Origin of the sequence: Kribbella sp. CA-253562 (genome assembly GCF_050942265.1) — a bacterium.
GTDB lineage: Bacteria > Actinomycetota > Actinomycetes > Propionibacteriales > Kribbellaceae > Kribbella.
The window spans coordinates 8,485,616-8,507,277 of sequence record NZ_CP192049.1 but is presented as its reverse complement, the minus strand read 5'-3'; the positions used below and the strand labels follow the sequence as shown (position 1 = coordinate 8,507,277).

The 21,662-nt window shown below is 70.3% G+C and carries 22 protein-coding genes; 12 read left to right on the top strand and 10 right to left on the bottom strand.

The features are described from left to right. Positions 1 to 24 precede the first annotated feature (24 nt). Together ACQPXM_RS40575 and ACQPXM_RS40570 are read right to left on the bottom strand one after the other, a co-directional pair. On the bottom strand, positions 25 to 1,104 hold the full coding sequence (locus tag ACQPXM_RS40575; RefSeq protein ID WP_432943305.1) for an ABC transporter ATP-binding protein: 1,080 nt from the start codon (positions 1,102 to 1,104) through the stop codon (positions 25 to 27). A 137-nt stretch (positions 1,105 to 1,241) separates the two neighbouring features. Continuing rightward, on the bottom strand, positions 1,242 to 2,144 hold the full coding sequence (locus tag ACQPXM_RS40570; protein ID WP_432943304.1) for a LysR family transcriptional regulator: 903 nt from the start codon (positions 2,142 to 2,144) through the stop codon (positions 1,242 to 1,244). A gap of 81 nt (positions 2,145 to 2,225) precedes the next feature. Here ACQPXM_RS40570 and ACQPXM_RS40565 point away from each other — a divergent pair, with 81 nt between their 5' ends. Together ACQPXM_RS40565 and ACQPXM_RS40560 are read left to right on the top strand one after the other, a co-directional pair. Beyond that, positions 2,226 to 3,461 (top strand): MFS transporter, encoded by a 1,236-nt coding sequence (locus ACQPXM_RS40565; protein ID WP_432943303.1) that lies wholly within the window; start codon positions 2,226 to 2,228, stop codon positions 3,459 to 3,461. 24 nt (positions 3,462 to 3,485) lie between these two features. Beyond that, on the top strand, positions 3,486 to 4,181 hold the full coding sequence (locus ACQPXM_RS40560) for a dienelactone hydrolase family protein (RefSeq protein WP_432943302.1): 696 nt from the start codon (positions 3,486 to 3,488) through the stop codon (positions 4,179 to 4,181). Positions 4,182 to 4,196: 15 nt separating this feature from the next. On the opposite strand, the gene ACQPXM_RS40555 is transcribed toward ACQPXM_RS40560, so the two are convergent. Next, on the bottom strand, positions 4,197 to 5,138 hold the full coding sequence (locus ACQPXM_RS40555) for an AraC family transcriptional regulator (RefSeq protein ID WP_077018431.1): 942 nt from the start codon (positions 5,136 to 5,138) through the stop codon (positions 4,197 to 4,199). Between the two features lie 86 nt (positions 5,139 to 5,224). On the opposite strand from ACQPXM_RS40555, the gene ACQPXM_RS40550 reads away from it, so the two are divergent. The 4 genes from ACQPXM_RS40550 to ACQPXM_RS40535 all read left to right on the top strand — a co-directional run bounded on the left by ACQPXM_RS40550 (position 5,225) and on the right by ACQPXM_RS40535 (position 8,929). Then, positions 5,225 to 6,073, top strand: a complete 849-nt coding sequence (locus ACQPXM_RS40550; protein WP_432943301.1) for an NAD(P)H-binding protein — start codon at positions 5,225 to 5,227, stop codon at positions 6,071 to 6,073. Then, entirely contained in the window at positions 6,070 to 6,522 is a 453-nt protein-coding gene (locus ACQPXM_RS40545) for a DUF1772 domain-containing protein (RefSeq protein WP_432943300.1), read from the top strand. The genes ACQPXM_RS40550 and ACQPXM_RS40545 overlap by 4 nt, the downstream gene beginning before the upstream one ends. Before the next feature lie 10 nt (positions 6,523 to 6,532). Further along, positions 6,533 to 7,378: an alpha/beta fold hydrolase gene (locus ACQPXM_RS40540; RefSeq protein ID WP_432943299.1), complete on the top strand. Its 846-nt coding sequence runs from the start codon at positions 6,533 to 6,535 to the stop codon at positions 7,376 to 7,378. A 189-nt stretch (positions 7,379 to 7,567) separates the two neighbouring features. After that, positions 7,568 to 8,929, top strand: a complete 1,362-nt coding sequence (locus tag ACQPXM_RS40535; protein ID WP_432943298.1) for an erythromycin esterase family protein — start codon at positions 7,568 to 7,570, stop codon at positions 8,927 to 8,929. 63 nt (positions 8,930 to 8,992) lie between these two features. Here the strand turns inward: ACQPXM_RS40535 and ACQPXM_RS40530 are convergent, their stop codons facing one another. Then, entirely contained in the window at positions 8,993 to 9,805 is an 813-nt protein-coding gene (locus tag ACQPXM_RS40530) for an ABC transporter permease (RefSeq protein WP_432943297.1), read from the bottom strand. Beyond that, positions 9,802 to 10,770: an ATP-binding cassette domain-containing protein gene (locus ACQPXM_RS40525; protein ID WP_432943296.1), complete on the bottom strand. Its 969-nt coding sequence runs from the start codon at positions 10,768 to 10,770 to the stop codon at positions 9,802 to 9,804. Before ACQPXM_RS40525 ends, ACQPXM_RS40530 begins: the two co-directional genes overlap by 4 nt. Before the next feature lie 88 nt (positions 10,771 to 10,858). Between ACQPXM_RS40525 and ACQPXM_RS40520 the strand changes: the two genes are divergently transcribed. Further along, positions 10,859 to 11,824 (top strand): helix-turn-helix transcriptional regulator, encoded by a 966-nt coding sequence (locus ACQPXM_RS40520; protein ID WP_432943295.1) that lies wholly within the window; start codon positions 10,859 to 10,861, stop codon positions 11,822 to 11,824. Between the two features lie 11 nt (positions 11,825 to 11,835). Beyond that, positions 11,836 to 12,420 (top strand): YdeI/OmpD-associated family protein, encoded by a 585-nt coding sequence (locus tag ACQPXM_RS40515; RefSeq protein ID WP_432943294.1) that lies wholly within the window; start codon positions 11,836 to 11,838, stop codon positions 12,418 to 12,420. Here ACQPXM_RS40515 and pip read toward each other — a convergent pair. Next, entirely contained in the window at positions 12,417 to 13,355 is a 939-nt protein-coding gene (gene pip, locus ACQPXM_RS40510; protein WP_432943293.1) for a prolyl aminopeptidase, read from the bottom strand. The genes ACQPXM_RS40515 and pip overlap by 4 nt on opposite strands. Before the next feature lie 44 nt (positions 13,356 to 13,399). On the opposite strand from pip, the gene ACQPXM_RS40505 reads away from it, so the two are divergent. Next, entirely contained in the window at positions 13,400 to 13,873 is a 474-nt protein-coding gene (locus ACQPXM_RS40505) for a MarR family winged helix-turn-helix transcriptional regulator (protein ID WP_432943292.1), read from the top strand. On the opposite strand, the gene ACQPXM_RS40500 is transcribed toward ACQPXM_RS40505, so the two are convergent. Genes ACQPXM_RS40500 through ACQPXM_RS40490 form a run of 3 tightly spaced genes read right to left on the bottom strand, consistent with a single transcriptional unit; the run spans position 13,863 to position 17,270 of the window. After that, entirely contained in the window at positions 13,863 to 14,774 is a 912-nt protein-coding gene (locus ACQPXM_RS40500; protein ID WP_432943291.1) for a UbiA prenyltransferase family protein, read from the bottom strand. The genes ACQPXM_RS40505 and ACQPXM_RS40500 overlap by 11 nt on opposite strands. Positions 14,775 to 14,830: 56 nt before the next feature. After that, positions 14,831 to 15,694: a Vgb family protein gene (locus tag ACQPXM_RS40495; RefSeq protein ID WP_432943290.1), complete on the bottom strand. Its 864-nt coding sequence runs from the start codon at positions 15,692 to 15,694 to the stop codon at positions 14,831 to 14,833. Then, entirely contained in the window at positions 15,681 to 17,270 is a 1,590-nt protein-coding gene (locus ACQPXM_RS40490) for an ABC-F family ATP-binding cassette domain-containing protein (RefSeq protein ID WP_432943289.1), read from the bottom strand. The genes ACQPXM_RS40495 and ACQPXM_RS40490 overlap by 14 nt, the downstream gene beginning before the upstream one ends. A gap of 118 nt (positions 17,271 to 17,388) precedes the next feature. Between ACQPXM_RS40490 and ACQPXM_RS40485 the strand changes: the two genes are divergently transcribed. The 3 genes from ACQPXM_RS40485 to ACQPXM_RS40475 all read left to right on the top strand — a co-directional run bounded on the left by ACQPXM_RS40485 (position 17,389) and on the right by ACQPXM_RS40475 (position 20,134). Beyond that, positions 17,389 to 18,102 carry a TetR/AcrR family transcriptional regulator gene (locus ACQPXM_RS40485; protein WP_432943288.1) on the top strand — a complete coding sequence of 238 codons (714 nt, stop codon included), beginning with the start codon at positions 17,389 to 17,391 and terminating at the stop codon, positions 18,100 to 18,102. 70 nt (positions 18,103 to 18,172) lie between these two features. Next, complete coding sequence (locus ACQPXM_RS40480) at positions 18,173 to 18,937, top strand: SDR family NAD(P)-dependent oxidoreductase (protein ID WP_432943287.1); 765 nt, start codon at positions 18,173 to 18,175, stop codon at positions 18,935 to 18,937. Positions 18,938 to 19,045: 108 nt separating this feature from the next. Continuing rightward, complete coding sequence (locus tag ACQPXM_RS40475) at positions 19,046 to 20,134, top strand: winged helix DNA-binding domain-containing protein (RefSeq protein ID WP_432943286.1); 1,089 nt, start codon at positions 19,046 to 19,048, stop codon at positions 20,132 to 20,134. Here the strand turns inward: ACQPXM_RS40475 and ACQPXM_RS40470 are convergent. Beyond that, positions 20,131 to 21,555: an LCP family protein gene (locus ACQPXM_RS40470; protein WP_432943285.1), complete on the bottom strand. Its 1,425-nt coding sequence runs from the start codon at positions 21,553 to 21,555 to the stop codon at positions 20,131 to 20,133. The two genes, ACQPXM_RS40475 and ACQPXM_RS40470, sit on opposite strands and share 4 nt — an antisense overlap. Between the last annotated feature and the right edge of the window lie 107 nt (positions 21,556 to 21,662).

The following is a 21,662-nucleotide window of genomic DNA, read 5'->3' as shown; positions in this document are numbered from 1 at the left end:
GTACTACGGGCTGGTGGGAGGAGGTCAGGCGGTGAGCCGCTCCTCGGTGGACGTGGAGAACAGGTGGAGCTTGCCGGGCTCCGGTGCGAGGTGGATGAGCGCGCCCTGCTCCGCGCGGGTCCGCGTGCCGATCCGGGCGATGATGTGCTGCCGCTCGTCGGTGTGCTCCGCGTTGCCGTACAGGTAGGCGTCGGACCCGAGTTCCTCGATCACCGAGACGCGGACGGGCAGGCCCTCGTCGGCGACGTGGAATGCCTCCGGGCGGATGCCCAGGGTCAGGGTCTTGTCGTCACCGGCCTTGGCCAGCAGTGCGCGCTCGATCGGTACGATGTAGTCGCCGATCTTCGCGCCGCCCTCGACGATCTCGGCGTCGATCAGGTTCATCGCCGGCGATCCCATGAAGCCCGCGACGAACTTGTTCTTCGGGGCGTCGTACAGGTTGAGCGGGGTGTCGACCTGCTGCAGCAGTCCGTCCTTCAGGACCGCGACGCGGTCGCCCATGGTCATGGCCTCGATCTGGTCGTGGGTGACGTAGACGGTGGTGACGCCGAGGCGGTGCTGCAGTTCGGCGATCTGGGTGCGGGTCTGGACGCGCAGCTTGGCGTCGAGGTTCGACAGCGGCTCGTCCATCAGGAACACCTGGGGGTTGCGCACGATCGCGCGGCCCATCGCGACGCGCTGACGTTGACCACCGGACAGGGCCTTCGGCTTGCGGTCGAGGTACTCCTCGAGGCCGAGCAGCTTGGCGGCTTCCAGTACGCGCTTGGCGCGCTCTTCCTTGTGGAGACCCTGCATCTTGAGCGCGAAGCCCATGTTGTCGGCCACGGTCATGTGCGGGTAGAGCGCGTAGTTCTGGAAGACCATCGCGATGTCGCGCTCTTTCGGCGGGCTGTTGGTGACGTCGCGGTCGCCGATGTAGATCGACCCCTCGTTCACCTCTTCCAGGCCGGCCAGCATCCGCAGCGCGGTCGACTTGCCGGAGCCCGACGGCCCGACCAGGACCATGAACTCGCCGTCCTGGATGTCCAGGTCGAGCTGGTTCACGGCAGGAGCATCGGTGCCCGGGTACACCCGGGTCGCGCCCTTGAACGAGACAGTAGCCATCACGCACTTCCTTCCTCCGCCGGCAGGAACGTGCCGGACGATCCTTCGCGAAGGCGCCCAGGTCTTGGGTGTCCGCGTCTTTGGTGATCAATCACCAAAGGCACTGCTTACAACACCGAATCGGCGGCCGGAAATTCCTAGAACCGGGTGCCGCCCGGGCGGACACTGTCCGCCATCAGGTCGAGCAGCGCGGCCACCGCGCGACTCGGCGGACGGCCACGCAAGGTGATCGCCGACAGCGTCCAGGTCAAGTCGACGCCGGTCAGGCGCAGCCGGGCGATGCCAGGCAGCTGCCCCGGATCAAGATCCGGTACGACGGCCACGCCGAGCCCCGCGCGGACGTACTCCGGCACTGTCGTCAAGTCCGGCACCTCGACCCGCACCCGCCGCGGCAGTCCCGCGGCGTCGAACGCCCGGTCGACGTTGGTCCGGTTGCCGAAGCCCGGCAGCATGTCGACGAACCGTTCCCCGGCCAGGTCCGCCAGCGACACCTGCGCCCGCTCGGCCAGGTGGTGCGTCAACGGCACCAGGACGACGAACGGCACCGTGGCGAGTTCACGCACGTCGAGCCCGGCGAGGTCAGCCCGCTTCAACCCGACCAGCGCGACGTCCAGCCGGCCATGCCGTACGTCGTCCGCCAATCCTGAGGACCCGCTCGGTGACGTCGTCACCTGGACATCGACCAGGGGATAGCGCTGGTAGAACGCGCCGAGCAGGTCGGCCAGATCGACCAGTCCGAGCCGAGTCATCGTGCCGATCCGCACCGACCCGCGCAGCCCGGTCGACGCCTCCTCGACTGCCGCCCGCGCGCGGTCCAAGGCCTCCAGCGCGGCCTTCGCTTCCGGCAGCAGGGCCTGCCCGGCCGTGGACAGGCTCACCTGCCGGGTCGACCGGTCGAACAGAGTCGTTTTCAGATCGCTCTCCAGGCTTCGAATCGCTGCCGACACCGTGGACTGGACGGTGAACAGCCGCTGCGCCGCGCGGGTGAAGCTCAACTCCTCCGCCACCGCGACGAAGTACTCCAGCTGGCGTGAGTCCATGACCGAATTATCGAGCCGACCGATAAGACTCCGCAAGAAGATTCGTTTGATTCGATAGATGCGCGGTGTGAACCTGAAGACATGACAACTCTGACCGGACCGCGGGCGGTCGACACCGTCGGGACGCGGGTCCGATTCGCCCACGGCCCGGGTTTCTGGGCGATCGCCGCCGCCTTCCTCATCACGATGGCGTTCTCCACCGTGCCGACGCCGCTCTACGCGCTCTACCAGCAGCGCGACGGCTTCCCGACCTTCCTGATCACGGTGATCTTCGCCGCGTACGCGGTCGGCGTGATGGCAAGCCTCTACCTCGCCGGCCACGTCAGCGACTGGCTCGGCCGGCGTCGCGTCGCGCTGGTCGCCGTACTGGCCGAGGTGGTGGCGGCGCTGATCTTCCTGTTCTGGCGCGACGTGCCCGGGCTGCTGCTCGCGCGCTTCGTGACCGGCGTTGGGGTCGGCATCCTCACCGCGACCGCGACGGCCCACCTGTCCGAGCTGCGCAAGATCGCCCGGCCGGAGGAGGACCCGAGCCGGTCCGCGCTGATCTCCACCGTGGTGAACCTCGGCGGTCTGGCGATCGGGCCCTTGGTCGGCGGCCTGCTGGCCCAGTACGTCGGTCAGCCGCTCGACCGCCCGTACGAGGTGTTCCTGGTGCTGCTCGTGATCAGCGCGTTCGGCATCGCCCTCGTGCCGGAGACCGTCGAGCGGCGGGAGACCCGGCCGGCGTACCGGCCGCAGCGAGTCGCGTTGCCGGCGGCCGCGAAGCCGCAGTTCTTCGCGGCCGCGGTCGGTGCCTTCGCGGCGTTCGCGATCTTCGGACTGTTCACCTCGCTGGCACCGACGTTCCTGGCGGGCACGCTGCACCACACGTCCCGACTGCTGGCTGGAGTGGTCACGTTCGCGGTCTTCAGCGCGGGTGCGGCCAGCCAGGTCGTTTTCGTCCGGCTCACCCGGACGCGGCAACTACAGCTCGGCCTGGCGTTCATGTCGGCCGGACTGGCCGGGTTCGCGGCCGGCGGACTGACGCCGAGCCTGGCGCTGTTCGTCCTCGGCGGGGTGATCGCCGGTGCGGGCGTCGGCCTGGTCTTCCGCGCCGCGGTCGCCACCGCGGCCGGCCTCGCCGACGCGGACTCGCGGGGTGAGGTCCTCGCGGCCCTCTTCCTCGTCGCGTACGCCGGCCTCGCGCTCCCGGTCCTCGCGATCGGCCTGGGGATCGCCTTGCTGCCCGCCGAGCTCGCCCTGGTCCTGTTCGCGGCGATCATCCTGGTCATGGTGAACGCCGCCGGGCTCCGCATGCTCGCAGCCGACCGCCGTTGACCCAGCGCACGGTAGCTTGCGCACATGGGTGAATACGTCTCCGTCGGAAGCCAAACCGCCTACCTCGCAACCGGCCGTGGCAACGGCCCCGGCATGCTCCTGCTGCCGATGATCACCGGCATCGGCGCGCAGATCCGCGACTGGGCCGACGAGCTCGCCGGCCGCGGCGTGACCGCGCTGACCTGGGACGCGTTCCACGGCCGCAGTACCGACAACTCCACCGTCGACGAACTGTCCGATCTGCTCGCCGAGTTGGACGACGACGCCGCTCTCGCCGAGCAGACCCAGCTCCTGGACCACCTGCTCGGCGACCTCGGCTGCTCGAAGGCCGGTGTCGTCGGCTGGTGCATGGGCGGCCGCTTCGCCCTCCTGCTCGGCGCCCGCGACCACCGCCTGGCCTGCGTCACCGCCTTCCACCCCACAGTCCCGTCCCAGCTCCGCCCCCACCAGACCCACGACGCGATCGCCGACGCCGCCGCGATCACAGCTCCGGTCCTGGTCAGCTACCCCAGCGCCGACCACATGGTGTCCGGCGCCGACTTCGAGGCCCTGCAGACCGCGCTGCACTCTCGCCCGTCCGGCGCCACGGTCGCGCTCTTCCACCCCGGCGCCGACCACGGCTTCACCAACCGCGACCGGCACGACAAGCCCGCCAACGCGGAGGCGTTCCAGCTCGCCTGGCCCCAGGCGCTGACGTTCATCGACACCACGACGGCATGACCGCGGGCGGGTCGATCAGGCGGCGGTCGTGGCCCGGCGGTGGGCAGTCGGGTTGGTGCCGCGGAGGCGTTTGAAGGCGACCGAGAGCGCGAACGCGTTCGCGTACCCGACGCGGCGGGCGATCGACTCGACGGTGTGGTTGGTCTCGCGCAGCAGGTCGGCGGCGAGCGTGATCCGCCAGCCGGTCAGGTAGGCCATCGGGGCTTCGCCGACCAGCGCGGTGAAGCGGCGGGCCAGGCTGGCGCGGGAAACACCGGTGCGGTTGGCGAGCTCGACCACCGACCACGCGTGGGCGGGATCCTCGTGCATCAGCCGCAGCGCGAGACCGACGACCGGATCGGCCTGTGCCTGGTACCAACCCGGAGCGTGGGACTCCGGCCGGGCGAACCACGCCCGCAGCGTGGTGATCAACGCGAGATCCAGCCAGCGATCCAGCACGCTCTGCTGACCGGGCTCGTCGCGCTGGATCTCGCCGAGCACCATCTCCATCACCGGACCGGTGACGTCCTCGGCCGGGACGACCAGCACCGGCGGCAGCGCGGTCAGCAGCCGCCTGCTGACGTCGCCCTCCAGCTGATAGGTGCCGCTGACAACCATCGCCTCACCGTCCGGCCGGCCGCCGTGGGTCCGGACCCCGAGCCGGGCGCTGTAGTCGATCGGTGCCCCAGGCAACGGTTCGCAGACCCCGCCGGGGTGGATCCGCAGTTGCGGCTCGGTCTGCGGAGTGTCCGCGACGACGTACGGCTCGGGACCGCGCAGCACCGCGACGTCCCGCTCGTTCAGCCGGACCGGCTCCGACCCGTCGCGCAGGATCCAGGCTGAGCCGCGCACGAGCGTGGCCAGCGCGAGCGGTGCCTCGTCGACGATGTGCAAGCCCCACGGAGGATCGAGCACGGTCAGGTTGAACACCCCTCCGCGCGCCCGGGTACCGGCCAGCAGATCGTCGAGAACATCCATGCCAGGCACCCTACCTGAGACTCTCAGACATCGAAATGCGCCGGACAACCATGGTTTGTCTCACCACCAGCCGCTGAACTAGAGCCATGACAACAAAACCGATTCTGATCCTGAGTGGTATGGGCAAGACCGGCCGCCGCGTGGCCGAGCGACTCGCGCAGCGCGACGTACCGGTCCGGCTGGCCTCACGGTCCAGCGAGCAGCGCTTCGACTGGTACGACGAAAGCACGTGGTCCGGCACCGCGGCCGGCATCGACACGGCGTACCTGGCGCCACCGGTTGGGCCGACCGGGCTGGCCCAGGCCGGACGCTTCGTGAAGCAGGCGGCGACCGAAGGCCTGCGCCGGGTGGTGCTGCTGTCCGGCCGCGGCGTCGGCAGCCCGGAGCGCGAGTTCGCGGTGTACGAGAGCAGCGTTGAGCTGGAGAACGCCGTACGGGACAGCGGGGCCGACTGGACGATCGTCCGGCCCGCGTGGTTCATGCAGGGGTTCAGCGAGGACTTCCTGTGCGAACACGTGCTGGCGGGGGAGCTGCGAGTGTCGGCCGGGAGCGGCGCCGAGGCGTGGATCGACACCAACGACGTGGGCGACGTGATGGCGACCGTGCTGCTGGACGAGTCGCACGCCGGTCGGACGTACTCGCTGTCCGGTCCGCGCACGTTGACGATGGACGAGGTCGCGTCCGAGCTGTCCACCGCGACCGGCCGCGCCATCCGGTACGTCGACCTGGCGCCGGAGCAGCACGTCGAGGAACTGGTCGGCATCGGCCTCGACCGCGAGGACGCCGAGTCGGTGCGCGACCTGTTCGCGGTGATCCGGCACCACCGGTCGGAGTACGTGTCCGACGACGCCGTCCGCGAGCTGCTCGGCCGCGCACCGCGCGACTTCACCGACTGGGCTCGTGAGACCGCGCGGACCGGGGTGTGGTCGGCATGACCAAGATCCTGACCGTCGGGGCGCTGCTCGGCAGCGCCCTGATGGGCGGCCTGTTCTTCGCCTTCGGTACCGCGGTGATGAGCTCCTTGCAGCGGCTGCCGGCCGGTCAGGGCGCCGCCGCGATGAACCTGATCAACGTCCGGATCCAGAACCCGCTGTTCCTGCTGGTCTTCTGCGGCACCGCCCTGATCTGCCTGGCCCTGCCGGTGCTGGCCTTGGTCCAGGACACGCCCGGCAAGTGGTGGATCGTGGCCGGGTCCGCGCTCTACCTGATCGGCGTGATCGTGCTCAGCTTCGCGATCAACATCCCGCTGAACGACGGGCTCGCCGCCGGCACCACCGACTGGACGACGTACCTGGCCAGGTGGAACCCTGCGAACAACGTACGAGGCGTCGCCGGTGCGCTCGGCGTCGTCGCGTTCGCCGTCGCGCTGATCGGCGCCGAGTAGAGGAGTGGGGATGACCGAGCAACTCCTGCGGGTGAACGGGGTCGAGCTCTGCGTCGAGACCTTCGGCGACCCGGCCGATCCGCCGGTGCTGCTGATCCACGGCGCGTCCGCGTCGATGGACTACTGGGAGACCCCGTTCTGCGAGCTGCTCGCGGCCGGGCCGCGGTTCGTGATCCGTTACGACCACCGCGACACCGGCCGCTCGGTCAGCTACCCGCCCGGCAAACCGGCGTACGACGGGATCGATCTGGTCCGTGACCCGGTCGGCATCCTGGACGCGCTCGGCATCGACCGGGTGCACCTGGTCGGCATCTCGATGGGCGGCGGGATCGCCCTGCAGCTCGGTCTCGACCACCCCGATCGGGTCCGCAGCCTGACGCTCGTCTCCACGAGCCCGCTCGGTGACGACCTGCCGCCGCCCGCCGACCGCATTCGTGCCAGCTTCACCAGCGAGCGGCCGCCCACCGACTGGACCGACACCGAGGCCGCGATCGACGCCCTGATCGCCGACGAGAAGCTCTACGCCGGCACCCTCCCGTACGACGAACCTGCCCGCCGCGAGCTGCTCCGGACGGTGATCTCCCGCACCACCAACGTCGAGTCCGCCGCCACCAACCACTGGGTGCTGCCCGACGACGACACCCCGCCGGCGCGTCCCCGCCTCGGCGAACTCGCGATGCCGGTCCTGGTCCTGCACGGCACCGAGGACCCGATGTTCCCGCCGGCCCACGGCGAGGCCCTCGCCCGTGAGATCCCCGGCGCCCGCCTCGTCCTGCTTCCCGGCGCCGGTCACGAGCTGCCGCGCGCCGTCTGGGACCTCGCCGTGCCGGCCGTCCTCGAGATCACTGCGAGCTGAAACTCCTGCAGAACTTGCGCGCCCGCTAGCGCGGTCACGACGCCGGAGCCGGCCTGGAGCACCACCCTGGACCGGCTCCAGGGGTAGAGCTGGCTCCACCTCCGATCCGGGCACGGACGGGATGGGGCCGGACGGCGGGAAACGGAAGGGTTGGGACCACCAGCTCCCGACATCTCCGGAGGACTTCCGATGAAGCGAAACAGCCGTGTCGCCGCCGCCCTGACGGCTGCCGCTCTGCTCGGCACCGCCGCGTTGCCCGCGGCAACCGCAGTGGTGGCCCCGGCGCACAGCGCGGTCGCCGCGACCCAGAACCACACGGCCCAGAACCCGGTCCCGGCGCTCGATCGCGCGGCGTACCCGCTGCTGTCGACCAAGGCGACCGGCCAGTTGTACGACCTGCGTCCGCTGGTCCGCATGGTCGGCGACGCGCAGGTCGTCGGGATCGGTGAGGCGACGCACAACTCGAGCGAGTTCTTCACACTCAAGCACCGGATCTTCCGCGCCCTGGCCGAGCAGCGCGGCTTCACCGCCTTCGCGCTGGAGGCGAGCTGGAGCACCGGCGTCGCGCTCGACCGGTACGTCGTGCACGGCGTCGGCGATCCGCGGGCGATCATGCAGCACGAGTTCCAGGGCTCGTACGAGTTCTGGAACGCCGAGGAGTACCTCGACCTGATCGAGTGGATGCGCTCCTACAACCAGACCCACACCCGCAAGCTGCACTTCGTCGGCGACGACCTCGGCTACGTCTCGCCCGCAACGCTCGACCTGGTCACGGCGTACGCCGGCAAGGTCCGGCCCGCGCTGGTCCCGCAGCTCACCACCCGGTACGCCGGGATCCGCTCCGACGCGAACGCGGCCGACTTCCTCACCGGCCTGGTCGCGAAGCCGGTCGCCGAGCGGCAGAAGCTCGAAGTGGCGACCCGCGAGGCGCTGGCCCTGGTCGAGTCGCTGCCGAAGAGCACCGAACAGGCCTGGGCCGTGCAACACGCACGTGCGATCTGGCAGGTGGCGAAGTTCGTGTCGTACGACATCCAGGACCCGAAGGTGCTGCCCTCGGCGATGCGGTTCCGCGACCAGGTGATGGCCGAGAACACGCTGTGGTGGACCCGGCAGACCGGCGCCAAGACGGTGCTGGGCGCCCACAACGGTCACATCGCGCTGACCTCGTCGATGCCGGCGCAGTACCCGAAGATCCAAGGCGAGTTCCTGCGGGAGCAGCTCGGCCGCAAGTACGTGCCGATCGGCCTGAGCTTCGACCACGGCTCGTTCAACGCCCGCGACACCAACGACCCGAACGGTGCGATCCGCACGTTCACGATCGGCGCCGCCCCGGCCGGCAACAACGAGAACACGCTGGACAAGGTGGTCTACCGCGACTACTTCGTCGACCTGCGGACGCTGCCGCGCGGGACGAAGACCTGGCTGCAGACGAAGCGTCCGACCAGGGACATCGGCACCGCCTACCCGTTCCCGGACTCGCCGGTCGCGCTCGCCGCGTCGTACGACGTGCTGATCCACCTCAACCGGGTCACCGCCGCGCACCTCCGCTGACCTCGCAAACGTCCGAAGAACCGTGCGCTACAACGCACGGTTCTTCGGACGCCGCGAGTGGTTTCAGTCGGCGGAGCGCAGCATCGTGCGGATGCCGACGGTGAGACCGAGCGCGGCGGTGACGATCGCGGCGACGAAGCCCCAGAGCACCGGCATCGACCACACGTCACCGGCGAACAAGGTGCGCTCGGCATCGACCAGGTAGGACAGCGGGTTGAACTTCGAGGCCACCCGCATCCACTCCGGCCCGGTCTCCAGCGGCAGCAGCATGCCGGACAGGATCATCAGCGGGAACAGGAACGTCTGCTGCACCACCCAGAACATCCAGTCCTGCTTGCGGACGGCGATCGCCAGCGCGTAGCTGAACGAGCCCAGCCCGATCCCGAACGCCGCGAGCAGCGCCAGCCCGACCACCGCGCCGTCCAGGTGCAGCTCGAACCCGAACGGCACCATCACCGCGATCACGATCACCGCCTGCCCGAACAGCGGCACCATCTCCTTCAACGCCCGTCCGACCAGCAGCGACGACCGGCTCAACGGCGTCACCAGCATCCGCTCGTGCGCGCCGGTCTGGAACTCGAAGAGCAGGTTCGACCCGGTCGCCGACGTACCGAACAGGGTAGTCATCACGAGGATCGCCGGCACGAACCACTGCCAGACCCCGCCGTCCAGCGACCCACCCATCGAGCCGGCCAACAGCGGTCCGAACAAGCCGAGGAAGACCAGCGGCTGGATCATCCCGAACAGCAACGTGAACGGATCCCGCAGCACCGGCTTCAGCTCGCGGGCCATCACGATCCGGATGTCACGGAAGAGGTTGCGGTCCTGCACTGTGGTGCTCGGCAGGTTCACGGTGGAAGCAGTCAGGGTGGTCATGCTGCGGCCTTTCCGTTGGAGTCGCGCAAGCTGCGACCGGTGAGGTTGAGGAACACGTCGTCGAGCGTCGGGCGGTGGACCTGAGCAGCGGCCACCGGTACGTCGTACTGCTGCGCGGCGCCGAGCAGGATCGGCAGCGCGGCCGGCCCGTCGGTCACCCGCAGGCCGACCTGATCGCCGGATGCCTCGAACTCCCTGGCCCCCGGCAGCTTCTCGGCCAGCTCACGGATCCGCGCTTGGTTGCCTGGCGCGACAGTCAGCGCGAGCCGGTCACCTGCGAGCCGGGTCTTCAGCGCCTCGGCGGTGTCGTCGGCGATCACCTGACCGTGGTCGACGACAACCACCCGCTCGGCCATCGAGTCCGCCTCGTCCAGGTAGTGCGTGGTGAGCACGATCGTCATCGCGTACTGCTCGCGCATCCGCAGGATGTGGTCCCACAGGTTGGCCCGGTTCTGCGGGTCGAGACCGGTCGAGGGTTCGTCCAGGAAGAGCAGACCGGGCGCGTGCACCAGGCCCATCGCGACGTCCAGCCGGCGGCGCTGACCACCGGACAGCTCGGACACCTTGCGCTCGGCGAGGTCCGTCAGCTCCAGACCTTCGAGCAGTTCCGCGGCCCGGCGCTTCGCGGTGCGCCGCTCCATGCCGTAGATGACGCCCTGGCCGTAGATCTCGTCGCCGACGCGGTGCGAGTGGCCGGCGCCGTTGCCCTGGCCGACGTACCCGATCTGCCGGCGAACCCGCGCCGGATCGGCGGTCACGTCGTACCCGGCGACCCTCGCGGTGCCGGAGGTCGGGGCGATCAGGGTGGTGAGCATCCGCAGCGTGGTGGTTTTGCCGGCGCCGTTCGGGCCGAGGACCGCGACGAGCTCGCCGGGTTCGACGTCCAGGCTGATGCCGCGGACCGCGTGCACGGTCTCGGTGCGGCTCACCACGAAGTCCTTGGTGAGCTCTCGGGTGCTGATCACGGCTGTCTCCTTCGTTGGGGCTTGTTGGGGACGACATTTCCAGCAGAAGAGGACAGGTTCTGGCCGTTACTTCTGGCAATCTGAAGTCATGTCCGAGACCTCCGCACGACTCCTCGCGCTGCTGTCCCTCCTGCAGGCCCGCCGCGACTGGCCGGGTGCGCTGCTCGCTGAACGGCTCGAGGTGAGCCCGCGTACGGTGCGCCGCGACGTCGACCGGCTGCGCGACCTCGGTTATCCGGTCCGGGCGAGCAAGGGGCCGGACGGCGGCTACCGCCTGGACGCCGGCGCCGACTTGCCGCCGTTGCTGTTCGACGACGACCAGGCGATCGCCGTCGCGGTCGCCCTGCAGACGGCGACCACCACGGTGACCGGGATCGAGGAGGGCGCGTTGCGTGCGCTCGCAACCGTCCGCCAGGTGATGCCGGCCCGGCTGCGGCAGCGCGTCGACGCACTGCATGTCACAACCGTCGACCGTTGGGCCGACTCGAAGCGCACGAAGGTCGACTCGGAGCACCTGATCGCGATCGGTACGGCGGTCCGGGCGCGCGAGGTCCTGCGCTTCGACTACGCCTCGCCGCGGGCCGACGACGAGTGGGTGCCGCCGCGCAAGGTCGAGCCGCATCACCTGGTCACGTGGGGAGGCCGCTGGTACCTGGTCGGCTGGGACCTGGACCGCAACGACTGGCGCACGTTCCGCGTCGACCGGATGCAGCCGAAGACGCCGACCGGGCCGCGCTTCACCCCGCGTGAGCTCCCGGCGCCCGACGTCGCGACGTACATCTCGTCGCGTTTCTCCGGGCGAGGGGAGTGGCCGTGCCGGGGTGAGGCGATCCTGCAGGCGAAGGCGTCCGACATCGCCCGCTGGGCCGGCCGCGACGCGGTCGTCGAGGAGATCACGCCGACGAGCTGCCGGCTGATCCTGCCCGGCTGGTCCTGGACCGGCCTGGCGGCGAACTTCGGCATGTTCGAGTGCGACCTGGAGTTCGTCGGCCCGGACGAACTCAAGGCGGCTGCCACCCAGCTGGCGGCCCGCTACACCGCCGCGGCCTCGTGAGGAGTTCGTCGATGGAAGAGCACATCGTTGCCGATGTCGCCGCCTGGCACGACTGGCTGACCGGGCACCACCAGACCTCGGACGGCGTCTGGCTGGTGCTGGCGAAGAAGGGCACGACCGAGCCGACGAGTCTGACCTACGACCAGGCCCTGGAGGAGGCGCTGTGTCACGGCTGGATCGACGGTCAACGCGTCAGCCGCGACGAGCGCACGTTCAAGCAGCGGTACACGCCGCGGCGGCCGCGCAGCAACTGGTCGCTGCGCAACGTCGGGATCATCCAGCGGCTGCGGGACGAAGGCCGGATGCGACCGGCCGGGCTGGCCGAGGTCGAGCGCGCGCAGGCCGACGGCCGCTGGGACGCGGCGTACGGCGAGGCGACGATGCGCGAGGTTCCCGCGGATCTGGCGGAGGCGCTGGCCGCATCACCTCGGGCGGAGGCGATGTTCGCGATCCTCACCCAGCAGAACAGGTTCGCCATCCTGTACCGGCTGTACGCGGCCAAACGCCCGGAGACCCGCACGAAGTGGATCACCCGGTACGTCGACCAGCTCAGCCGCGGCGAGACGATCTACCCGCAGAAACGCACGCTGGACTAACGGCGATCGGCGTAGCCTGCGATGGCCTCCTTGACCAGGTCGGAGACGTCCGTGCTGCCCGCGCCGTGGCCGGCGTCCTCGACGATCTTCAGCTCGGCGTCCGGCCAGGCCTGCGCCATCAGCCAGGCGGTCTCGACCGGACTGCTGAAGTCGAGCCGGCCGACGATCAGTACGCCGGGGATGCCCGCGAGCTTGCCCGCGTCGCGGACCAGCGCCCCTTCCTCGAGCCAGGCTGCGTGACCCCAGTAGTGCGTCACCAGCCGGGCGAACCGCAACCGGAACCGCGGATCCTGGTAGCGCTCGCTCGGCTGAATACCCGCGCCGTGGGTGGCGACGTGCGTGTCCTCCCAGTCGCACCAGTCCCGCGCCGCGCGATCGCGCACCGCGGGATCCGGGTCGTGCAGCAGCCGGCTGTAGGCCAGCGCCAGATTCCCGTCCCGCTCCGCCTCCGGTACGCCGTCGCGAAAGCGCCGCCACTCGGCCGGGAACACCCGTCCCATCTCCCGGGTCACCCACTCGACCTCGCGCCGGGACGTGTTGGTGACGCTGAACAGCACGATCTCCGAGACCGCCGACGGGTGCTGCTCGGCGTACGCGAGTCCCAGAGTCGCTCCCCACGACGCGCCGAGCAGCAGCCACTGGTCGATGCCGAGGTGCTGCCGCAGCAGTTCCATGTCGGCGATCAGGTGCCAGGTCGTGTTCGTGCTCAGGTCGACCTCGTCGTCGCCCGCGTCCGGCGTACTGCGGCCGCAGTTGCGCTGGTCGAACAGGACGACCTTGTACTTGGTCAGATCGAAGAATTCCTGCCAGGACGGGCCGGCTCCGGATCCCGGCCCTCCGTGCACGACCACCGCGGGCTTGCCGTCCGGGTTGCCGCGGATTTCCCAGTAGATCCGATGGCCGTCCCCGACCTCCAGCATTCCGTGCTCGAGCATGCGGCCGTCCTCCCTAGATGTAACAGTGCTGTTAGAGTCTAGTCATGGACGGCGCGATCGGCATCCGGTTACGGCACCTGCTCGACCAGCTCGACGGCGACGTCGCGAAGATCTACCGGGCCCTCGACCTGGCCGACTACCGGCCGCGCTTCTCGCCGATCGTGCGCACGTTGGTTGCCCAGGGCCCGCTTTCGGTGCGTGCCCTGGCCGACGCGGTCGGCGTCACCCACTCCGCCGCCAGCCAGACCGTCGCCCAACTCACCAGGGCCGGCTTCGCCACCCAGGAGCCCGGTCCTACCGACGCCCGCCAACGCGTCGTCCACCTCACCGACCGCACTCGCTCCCTGCTCCCCTTGATCGAAGCCGAGTGGGCAGCCACCACCGCCGCCATCACCACGCTCGACAAAGAACTCCCCGTCCCCCTCGAAACCTTCCTGACCGAACTCCAGACAGCCCTGACCCGCCGCTCGTTCCATGCCCGCATCACCGACGAGGCCGGCGAACAGCTCAGAGGGTGAGGACTCCGGTGTAGGTGAGCGCGAAGGTGGCGCAGGGCAGGAGGAAGAGGCTGGCGAGCACGATGACCTGGCGGAACGTCTGACCGGGGCCGATCAGCCGGTGGTAGGCGACGACGAGGACCGGGACCATGACCACCTCGAGGATCAGCATGCTGCGGGGAATGACGTGGTCGAGGGCGGCGAGCAGGACCGAGAGCGTGGCGGCGGCGATCCAGGCGGCGTACCCGATCCGGTACGTCGTGCCGGCGCCGAGGCGGACGGCGATCGTCTGATAGCCGGCCGCGCGATCGGCGGGCAGGTCGGCCAGCGTGGTCGGCAGGTAGAGGCCGATCGCCGCGAGCGTGCCCTGCAATGCCATCACCCACGGGAAGCCGCCGAGGTCCGGGGTCACCGCCGCCCAGCCGGCGAGCGGACCGAAGGCGCCGAGGGCCAGGGAGTTCGACGCGACGTCGAAGCCCGCGCGAGTCTTCAACCGCAGCGGCGGCGCGCTGTAGGCCCAGCCGAGCACGAGCGCGAACAGCACTCCCGCGGTGAACACCCACCCGACGAACGCGCCGACCACCAGCGACGCGACTCCGGCGTACGCCGCCAGCTTCTTCGCCTCGGCGACCGTGACCCGCCCGTCGAGCAACGGCGACTTGGACTTGCGCGGATTGAGCAGGTCACCCGGCAGGTCGTGCGCGTCGTTGATCGCGAGCACCGCGAGCCAGAGCAGCGGGCCCATCACCACCGTGCCGAGCGCCAGTCGCGGCCACAGTTCGATCGGCGGCACCAGCTGGTGCGTGGCCAGCAGAATCCCCACGTAGTACGGCACGACCGACACGATCCAGAACGCCGGACGACCGACCAGAAGCACGTCCCGCAGCCGGGGACGAGTGCGAACCGGCGCCAGTGTGGTCACAGCTCCACACTGCTCCTCGGCGCCGGTTCGCACCTCCCTCCAGCGGGTGAATCACCTCACTCGTCAGGGTGAACGTGGGCAACGACACCTTGTTCGAGCGCCGCCCAGACCGATCCGTCCGGCGCGACCGCCAGCCCGTGCGGCTCGGATCCGTCGCCGAGGGCAACGGTCTCCCGCACCTCGCCCGACGCGTCGAGCCGCACCAGCGACCCCGCGCCCCACAACGTCACCCAGCACCCGCCGTCCGCCGTTGTGGCCACCGCGTGCGGCTTGGCGCCACGATCGGGCAACGGCACCTCGGTGATCACCCCGTCCGAGTCGATCCGCCCGACCTGCCCAGCCAGGATCTCCACGAACCACACGCCGTCCGGCCCAGCGCTGATCCCCACCGGTCCAGCGCCTTCGGTGGGCAACGGGTAGGTCGTCACCACGCCGTCCACCGTCATCCGCCCGATCGCGTTGGCGGCGTTGAGCGTGAACCACAAGTCGCCGCGATAGCTGGTGATCATCGCCGGGAATCCGCCGCTCGTCCCGATCGGGAACTCGGTCACCGTCCCGTCCGCGCCGATCCGTCCGATCACGTCCGCGTCCATCACCGTGAACCACACCGCCCCGTCCGGCCCTGCACACACCCCGTACGGCGAACCGCTCGGTACCTCGATCGCCGAGCCGGTTGTCCCGTCGTACCGGCCGATCGTGTTGTCACCGGAGCGGGTGAACCACAGCGTGCCGTCCGGCCCGGCGGTGATCACGCTCGGGCGGCTGCCGGGTGCGCCGAGGTCCACGCGGTCGACCGTGCCGTCGCCGAGCCGCGCGACGGCGCCGGCGTGGACCAGCGTCGTCCACACCTCCGCGCCGCGCAGCGTCACGCCGTACGGGCCGTCGCCGGGACCGCCCACCTGGAATTCAGTGACTGACAAGAGAGCCCTCCTCGATCGTGTGGATCTCGCCGCGCCAGCGGGAGATGAAGCGGCGGTCGTGGGTGACCACCACCAGCGCGCCCGGGTAGTCGTCGAGCGCGGCCTCCAGTTCCTCCACCAGCACCAGCGACAGGTGGTTGGTCGGCTCGTCGAGCAGCATGCCGTCGTACTGCGCCGTCAGCAGGCGGGCGAGAGCGAGCCGGCGGCGTTGCCCGGTCGACAACGCGCCGACCCTGGTCTGCAACTGGTCCTGCCGAAACAGCCCCAGGCCGGCTGCCCCGCGATGCCGCGCGAGCGCCGTCCGTAAGGTCTCGTCCGGCCGGGCCTCGGTCACCTCCTGTGCCAGATATCCGAGCCGACCTCGCCGCTCGACCTGACCGCGATCCGGCACCAACCGCCCCGCCAGTACGTCGAGCAGCGTCGACTTGCCCGCGCCGTTCGCCCCGGTGATCAGCAACCGCCCGCCCGCCGGAACCTCCAGCGACACAGGCCGCAGCCGGCCCTCGACAGCAACCTCCACCGCCTCCACCAGTACGCCGGACGCAGCGCTTGCCGTGCGCAACGACGCCGTGAAGTGCAACGGCTTGGCCGGTACCGGCGGCGGATCCGCCTCCAGCCGCCGCAGCCGTTCCTTGGCGTTGCGGATCTTGCTGCGCTCGGCCTCGTTCACCCGGCCGGTCGCCCGGTCGTAGGCGACCTTGTTGTTGTCCTTCATCGGCCGCCCGTACGCGACCCGGTCAGCGGTCGTCCGCACGGTCGCCTTCATCACGGCGACCTCGTCCTCCCACACCTGCCGGGTCTGCTCGGCCCGTGCCCGCTCGGCCGCCTTCTCGGCGAGGTAGCCGGCGTAGCCGTTGCCGTAACGCGTGATCCGGTGCGTGTCGCCGTCCACCTCGAACAACGTCGACGCGACCCGCTCCACGAACGCCCGGTCGTGCGATACCACGACCGTCGTACCGGAGCGCGAGCGCAGATGGTCCTCCAGCCACACGGTCGCCGACAGATCCAGGTGGTTCGTCGGCTCGTCGAGCAGCAGCACCTCCGGCGAAGCAGCCAGTACGGCGGCCAGGTGCAACCGCGCGAGCTCGCCACCGGAGAGCTCGGCCAGCCGCCGATCGGCCGGGAGGTCGGACAACCCGAGGCCGTGCATCGCCTTCGCCAGGCGGGTGTCCGCGTCGTAGCCCTCACGTGCCTCGAAGGCGTGCTGCACCTCGCCGTACTCGGCCAGTACGGAAAGGTTGCCCTCAGCAAGTGAATCTTCGAGCTCACGCAGCCGCGCCTCGAGTGCCCGGAGGTCGGCGAGCGCGTGGTCCGCGACCGCGGCGACGTCGAAGTCGAGCGGCAGCGGATTCTCCTGGGCCAGAAAGCCGAAGCCGCCGTCGGCGACCAGCGTGACGGATCCGTCGTCGGGCCGTTCGACGCCGGCGAGCAGCCGGAGCAGCGTCGACTTGCCGGAGCCGTTCTCGCCGATGAGCCCACTGATCCGCCCGGGTGGGAACGCGCAGTCGACCTGGTCGAGCACGAGCCGGTGATCGTAGGACTTGGAAAGGTGGTGCACGGACAGCTGGGTAGACATACGGGTCCTCCTGACGCGCGGTTCGCACGGTGGACCGGATGCGGCCACCGGAACATCGGCGGGTCAGAGGATCACTGGCTACTCCTAAATGCGACGGCTGTTGCGTTAAGATGAAACCATGACCGCAGCCTCCGATGCAAGCCCCTTGTCCGAGGGCAGTCCCGGATCGGCTGTTCGCCGCCCGGGTGGGCGGACCGCGCGGGTGCGCGCGGAGGTGCTGAGCGCGGTCGAGGCGGAGCTGGTCGAGCACGGGTACGACGCGTTGACGATCGACGGCGTCGCGGCGCGATCCGGGGTGCACCGCACGACGATCTACCGCCGGTGGAAAACCGTCGACGGCCTGCTCGTCGACCTGCTCGAAGCCGGCCGCGACGACACCTGGACGCCGGCCGACACCGGCAGCCTGCGCACCGACCTGATCGCGCTCAACCGCGAAGTCCGCTCGGCGCTGATCGGCCCGGCACCGACTGCCGCTGACGCACCGGCCGCCGCCGACGCACCAGCACCGACCGGCTCCGCCGGTGAGGCGCCGGTGGGGACCTCGGTGACCACCGCCGTGATCGCCGCCTCGTTCCGCTCGGCGGCCGCCGCCGACGCCCTCACCCGCTTCTGGGAAGACCGCTACCGCCGCAGCGCCGTCGTCGTCACCCGGGCGATCGACCGCGGCGAACTCCCCGCCGACACCGACCCAGACCTCGTACTGATGTCCGCGACCTCACCCCTCTACCACCAACTCCTCCTGCGCCGCGGACCGCTGGCGCGAGCCGAGGCCGACCGCTGGGCAGTGGCGGCCGCCGAGGCCGCGACCGCCGGCGCCTACCGCCGGACCTGACGTCGTCCGTCACCTGCGAGCACCCGCCGATCGGCCTTAGGCTGCCTCTACACCGATGAAGGAGGCTGGAGTGGCTGGACGTCTGAGCGGCGAGGTCGTGCTGGTGACCGGAGCGGCGCGCGGGATCGGGCGAGCGATCGCCGTGAAGGCCGCCGAGGAGGGCGCCGCGGTCGGGTTGCTCGACATCCTGCCCGACGAGCTCACCGCGACCGCCGAGCAGCTCGCCGGCACCGGCGCGAAGGTCGCCGCGGTCGTCGGCGACATCACCAACGAGGCCTCGGTCCGTTCGTCGGTCGACGACCTCGTCGGCACGCTCGGCGCGATCACCGTCCTGGTCAACAACGCCGGCAAGAACGCGTACGCCGACGCCACCGCGATGACCGTCGAGGAGTGGGACAGCGTCTTCGACGTCGACCTGAAGGGCGCCTGGCTGATGGCCCGCCAGGTGCTGCCCGCGATGATCGCGCACCGGCACGGCGCGATCGTGAACATCGCCTCGATCCACAGCAACCTGACCACCGCCGGCATGTTCCCGTACGCCGCGGCGAAGTCGGGCCTGGTCGGCATGACCCGCAGCCTCGCCCTCGACGTCGCCCCGCACGACGTCCGGGTGAACGCGGTCAGCCCCGGCTTCATCGCCACGGACCTGCTCGAGGAGTTCTTCGACACCATCCCCGGCGCTCGCGACACCGCCCTGGCGGTGCACCCGCTCGGCCGGATCGGTACGCCGGAGAACGTCGCCGAGGTGGTCTGCTTCCTCGCCTCCACCGCGGCCGCGTTCGTCACCGGCGCGAACTGGACCGTCGACGGCGGCCTCGGCGTCCGCTACGCCTGACCGATCTCCGCGATCGGCCGCCGGCCAGCGGCCGATCACCCGCCGGCCGGCCGTCGATCACGCGCCGATCGATCGCCGCTGACCCGCCGGTCCGGCGATGCTGTCCCCATGAACGGACAGGTCCTGGACCGGCGTGCCCTCAACCGGGCCACCCTCGCCCGCCAACTCCTGCTCGACCGCCACCGGATCCCGGTGGTCGACGCCGTCCACGCCCTGGCCGGTCTGAACGCCCAGAGCGCCAAGGATCCGTACATCGGTCTCTGGGCCCGCCTGACCGACTTCCATCCCGACGAGTTGGCCGATCTCCTGCACAGCAAGCAGGTCGTCCGCTCCTGCCTGATGCGCTACACCCAGCACCTCGTCACTGCCGACGACTTCCAGGTCTTCCGCCCGGTGCTCGGCCCGATCCTCGCCCGGGTGCAGCGCAGCGGCTGGGGCAAACGCACCGAAGGCGTCGACCTCGACGAACTGGTCGACCTCGGTACGGCGGCCCTCCGCGGCAGGACGCTCACTCGCCCCGAACTCGGCAAGAAGCTCCAGGAGCGCTGGCCCGACCACCAGGCCACGGCGCTCGGCTGGACCTTCCAGTACCTCGCCCCGGTCGTGCACCCGCCGCCGGACGGGTTGTGGGGCCGCAAGGGTGGCGCGACCCCGTTCGCCCTCGCGGAGGACTGGCTCGGCGTACCGCCAAGAGCTCCGGACCCCGCCGAGCTGATCCTGATCTACCTCGCGGCCTTCGGCCCGGCGTCGTTGCGCGACATTCACGCATGGTCCGGCCTGAGCCGGCTCGGGGACGTCGTCGACGCGCTGCGGCCGCGCCTGGTCACCTTCCGGACCGAGTCGGGCGTTGAGCTGTTCGATCTGCCGGACGCGCCGCGACCGGATCCGGAGACCCCGGTGCCGGTGCGGTTCCTGCCGGAGTACGACAACCTGATGGTCGGCTTCCACGACCGGTCCCGCGTGATGACGAAGGAGCAGCAGGCGCGCGTCTGCGTCGGCGCGTACATCGCCTCGACGCTGCTCGTCGACGGGTTCGTGCACGGGATGTGGAAGGTCGAGCAGGTCGACGGCACCGCCGTGCTCGACGTCGAACTCTTCGAGCCCGTACCGGATCCACAGGCCGTGGAGTCAGAAGGTCTTCAGCTGCTGAGGTTCCTGGCGCCCGACGCTGCCGACCAGCGGGTTCGGCTGACCTAGCTCGGGTGGTAGGCGCACGAGTCGGCCAGATCGGCCGGGTCGGCGCTCGGCTTGGTGGTGGGGGTGACGGGATTGGCCGGGCTGGACGGTCGCGGCGTTGCGGCGGGCTTGGACGGCTGGCCCGACTTGGCCGGCGTACCGGCCAGGGCCTTGGCGACGATCGTGCGCATGGCGGCGTAGTTCGGGTTGCGGCCGTTGGGGAAGTTCTTCTTCTTGTCCAGGTCGATGTTGCGGATCTTCGCGGTTTTCACCTTGCCGCCGAGACCGGCGAGGTCGCCGAGCAGGGTCTGCGGGATGTCGGTGCGGATCAGTTGCTCGCCCGCCGCCGCGATTTCCTTGTAGTGGGTCAGCACGTTCTGCGGGGTCGCGCGCTCGACGATCGCCTTGATCGTGCAGCGCTGCCGGGCCTGCCGGGCGAGGTCCCCGCCGGGCACGCGGTACCGGCCGCGCGCGAACCAGAGCGCGTCGAACCCGTTGAGCTGCCGGTTCGGGCCGGGCTGCAGCCAGCGGCCGGGCGGGATGTTCTTGTCGTCGTCGCCCCCGACCGGGACCGGGTAGTTGATGTTCACCGTGATCCCGCCGAGCGCGGTCACCATCTGCTCGAACCCGGCCAGGTTGATCTGCACGTAGTAGTGCAGCTTCAGCCCGAGCGCCTCGCCGACCGACAGCTTGAGCACGTCCGCGCCGGGGTTGTCCGTCTCGCCGAGCAGTTCGCCGTACCGGGGTGGGATGTTGCGGTACATCGCGTCCAGGTAGTAGTTCGGCTGCTCTTCGCCGGGTTTGGACGAGTCCCAGAAGCCGGTCGGGAACTCGTCGTGCAGCGGATGGTCCTTCGGGAACGGCATCCGCATGAAGTTCCGGGTCATCGAGATCAGCGCGGTCTCGCCGGTGTGGGTGTCGATGCTCGCGACCATCACCGTGTCGGTCCGCACGCCGTCCCGCCCCTCGCCGTCGTCCGCGCCGAGCAGCAGCAGGTTGAGCCGAGGGAGCTTCGCCCACGGGTCCTTCTGGTCGATCGCCGGCCGGGTCCCGCTCTTCGACTTCTCCCCGGCGAACACCTTGGTCACCAGGCTGCGCTGAGCCACCAGATTTTGTGCCCCAAGCGCCGACCCGGACGCGATCGAGAAGCACACCACCCCGATCACCAGCGCTCCACCCAACCGAGCCAGCACGCCGGTCTCCAACGGCCGCAGCATCTTGTACGACGTCACCAGCACGACGACCAGGCCCAGCGCGACCACGGCCAGCCCGACGATCATGCCGAGCAACACGTCCGGGTCGAGCGCCCACTGGATCACGTCGTCCCGACGCGCCAGTACGACGTACGCCGCACCGCCGGCCAGCAGCACGCTCACCGCGGTGATCACCGCGCCCAGTCGCCTCCGCCCAGCCGCCAGGTACGCCGTACCGGGAACGAGCACACCAAGCACCGCAATCGCCAGCGCCGCTCCGGACCGCCGGCGCCGACTCGTACGCGGTCGAGCCCGCCGAGCTCCGCTCCGACGATCCCGGGAGGCACGATCCCCGG